We start from the raw sequence: 1,997 nt of genomic DNA, 5'->3' as shown, positions 1-1,997 counted from the left end.
GAAGAATTTGCCCAGCTCTATATGTGCGAATTTATTGATGATAATGCGAGCGTGTTTAAACTGACCGAAATGCAACGTTGCCACGTCGATACGATGGAAGTGTGGAAAGATTATATTTTCACCGAGGGCTACGGGCGACCGTTCGGCAATCGGGAGGTGTGGCTTGGTTACGATCCATCATATAGTGGCGACCGCTCGGCCCTTGTGATTATCGCTCCGCCCAAAGTGGACGGCGGAAAATTCCGTTTGCTTGAATACAAGACATTTCAGGGGTCAGATTTTGAGGAACAAGGTGATGCGATCAAACAGATGTGCGAACGCTATAACGTAACCCGCATTGCGATTGATATTACCGGCTTAGGGGTCGGGGTATATGAAATTGTTAAACGTGAACGGCCCGATGCAGTCGGATTAACTTACGATGTCGGGCTGAAAAGCCGTATGGTACTGAAAGGGCAACATATCATCAGAAAAGGCCGTTTTGAATACGATGCAATGCACGCCGTTGAAATCGGGGCGAGTTTTATGTCGATCAAAAAACAGATGAACGGTAACGGCACGCAGGTGCTTTACGTTGCCGACCGCAGTGAAGAAGCCAGCCACGCCGATTTAGCGTGGGCGTGCTTACAAGTCTTTATCAATGAACCTTTTGACGGCAAGTTAGCAGAAAACACCGGCACAATGGACTTTTTAGGATAGAAAATGAAAAAATTTCGCAAAAAAACCACACAATCTGCCCACTTGCAAGGGGCAAATACCGCTCAAACACAAATGTTTACTTTTGGTGAGCCGATTCCAATGTTAGATAAAGCGGATATGATGAATTATTTATATTGTTCGGTCGCTAATGATCGTTGGTTCAATCCGCCGATTTCGTGGAGTGGGTTGGCAAAATCGCTACGGGCCTCGACACATCACGAAAGTGCGATCACCGTCAAAGCCAATTTATTGGCTGATACTTGTGTGATCAACCAACCGCATATTTTAACGCACACCGCATTAGTCTCATTCATCAAAGATTATTATGTGTTTGGCAATGCCTATTTTGAAGCGGTTCGCAACCGGCTTGGGAAAATCATTCGGCTTGAAGCCCCGCTTGCTAAATATATGCGAAAAGGCGTAGAAGACGGCCGCTATTTCTACATCGGTAATCATTTGGACGAACACGAATTTTCCCCAAACTCGATATTCCATTTTGTCGAACCGGACATCAATCAGGATATTTACGGGCTACCGCATTATCTGTCGGCATTACAATCTGCGTGGCTAAATGAATCAGCAACCTTATTCCGCCGTAAATACTACTTAAACGGTGCGCACGCAGGCTTTGTGTTTTATATGAGCGATGCAGCACAAAAGCAGGACGATATTGAGAATTTGCGCAAACAACTACGGGAATCAAAAGGGGTCGGCAATTTTAAAAACTTGTTTATCCATTCCCCTAACGGAAAAAAAGACGGTATTCAGATTATTCCGATTGCCGATGTTGCAGCAAAAGATGAATTCTTTAATATCAAAAATGTCAGCCGTGATGATATTCTCGCTGCTCACCGTGTACCGCCTCAACTAATGGGCATTATCCCGAATAATACCGGCGGATTTGGCGATATTGAAAAAGCGGCAAAGGTTTTCCTAGCGATTGAGATCATTCCGCTACAAAAAAGGTTGCAGGCGATCAACCACTGGTTCGGTTCCGAATTGCTGACCTTTAAACCGTCTAGTCTTCTCTCAGAACCCCAACCTTAACCTTAGAGGGTGTCCACAAAAATGGACGCCCTTTTGCTCTTCCCAGCTAAAAATACTCAGCTCGATCCTTAATTGCCCATTTTAATAACAAATCAAATAAGCTCACCAAACATACCTTAGTTCAAGACTAATCTCAGCCTTTCCCAGATCTAAAGCAAATTTTTCTTGGTTCAGAAAAAGAAATCGGCAATATATTATAGCAAAAACACAATAAAAAGATAGCAAAATCAATAAATTACCCTTTATTTTAC

At 43.6% G+C, this 1,997-nt stretch carries 2 protein-coding genes; both read left to right on the top strand.

The annotated features are described in order from the left end of the window. Positions 1–699 (top strand): phage terminase large subunit family protein (locus RO21_RS10605; protein ID WP_047977757.1); only part of this gene is annotated, 699 nt, incomplete at its 5' end. Between the two features lie 3 nt (positions 700–702). Further along, positions 703–1,746 (top strand): phage portal protein, encoded by a 1,044-nt coding sequence (locus RO21_RS10600; RefSeq protein WP_047977756.1) that lies wholly within the window; start codon positions 703–705, stop codon positions 1,744–1,746. Positions 1,747–1,997: the final 251 nt, after the last annotated feature.

Origin of the sequence: Muribacter muris (assembly GCF_001038205.1) — a bacterium.
Taxonomy (GTDB): Bacteria; Pseudomonadota; Gammaproteobacteria; order Enterobacterales; family Pasteurellaceae; genus Muribacter; species Muribacter muris.
The sequence above is the reverse complement of the archived record's forward strand: the minus strand, read 5'-3'. Positions and strand labels throughout refer to the sequence as shown.

What these genes read in the sequence shown, in the direction of transcription:
- RO21_RS10600 (WP_047977756.1), top strand. Translation starts at nt 703, where the DNA reads ATGAAAAAATTTCGCAAAAAAACCACACAATCTGCCCACTTGCAAGGG.